The sequence below is a fragment of the Candidatus Aquicultor secundus genome, assembly GCF_002791875.1.
Lineage (GTDB): Bacteria > Actinomycetota > Aquicultoria > Aquicultorales > Aquicultoraceae > Aquicultor_A > Aquicultor_A secundus.
In genome coordinates this window covers 2,982-4,215 of record NZ_PFNG01000064.1, presented here as the reverse complement: position 1 = coordinate 4,215, position 1,234 = coordinate 2,982, and the positions used below count along the sequence as shown (strand labels likewise).

Sequence of the window (1,234 nt, the reverse complement as noted above, 5' to 3'; positions counted from 1 at the left end):
CTGCTGGTTGTGATCTACCTCCGCATTTCCGGCCAGATCGATCGCGTGCACTGTTAGCGTGTGCGTACCGGTTGGTGCGATGAACGGAGTGGTATAGGTGGTATCGGCCCCTCCATCCCACCTGTAATAGATGGTTGCGGTCTCGTTTGCCGTCAACGTTATGGTCGGTTCGGATAAGTACCAGCCGTTGCTGCCGTCTGGCGACGCCGGGCTTGCCGTTATCGTGGTCACGGGGGCGGTTGTATCCAAAGCAACGTCAAACGCATCCACGTTTACTTCATAGCCGGTAGATGAGGCGTTCTTAGTTCCCGCAACTTCCACCTCTATCGTGTGGCTTGTCTCCGAGAGGCCGGTTTTCGTATAGGCCAGCTGCTGGTAATCGTCGTTTCCGTATAGATCGACATCTTGCTGGTAGACCGAATCGATATAGACCTTAGCAATGCCCGCCGCAGGATGCTTGCGTGCGACCCAGGTAACGCCGGTCCCGTTGAATGTGTATGTAACAGAATCACTGGTCGAGCTTGAGTAGGCATATGTGCCGCCGCTTGCATTGGCCGAACTCTCAACGCTCCATGACCCGGAGTAAACCGCGTAGGTACCGGTCTCCTCAGAGGATACGAACGCGGAGGTTACGGCCTTCTCGGCATTGATGCGCCCGTAGCCGTAGATATCATCTCTGCCGGGTACGCCCAGATCGTCTACCGCCCGCATGATGGAGCGCGCGAGTTGGTCGCCGGTTTTTCCCGGATATCTGCTTGCGATAAGCGCAGCCAGACCCGCTACGTGCGGGGCGGCCATAGAGGTGCCCTCGGCCCACGCATAGCTATTCCCCAGATAGCAGCTCAAGATACCATTGCTGGGGATAATATTTAGATCACCATCGCCGCCCGGAGCCGCAACATCAACATACCATCCATAGTTGGAGTATGATGCCTTAAGATCATTGATGCCGGTCGCCCCCACCCCTATAACATTCTGATATGCCGCCGGATAAAGTGCGGCGTCGGTGCCCTCGTTTCCGGCCGCCGCAACGATAATACACCCCTTGCCGTGCGCATAAGCAATGGCATCTGAGAGTGTGGCTGAGGGCTCGGGGCCGCCAAGGCTTAAGTTTATAATTTTTGCCCCGTAGTCGGCGGCGTACCTGATGCCTTGCGCGACGCTAAAACTGGTACCGGTTCCACTTGCATCCGACACCTTGACGGCGAGGATTTTCGCACCCCAGGAAACCCCG

At 56.7% G+C, this 1,234-nt stretch carries 1 protein-coding gene; it reads right to left on the bottom strand.

What is annotated here, in order from left to right; genetic code table 11:
* On the bottom strand, positions 1-1,234 hold a 1,234-nt coding region (locus COY37_RS02635; protein WP_286975917.1), incomplete at both ends, for a S8 family serine peptidase.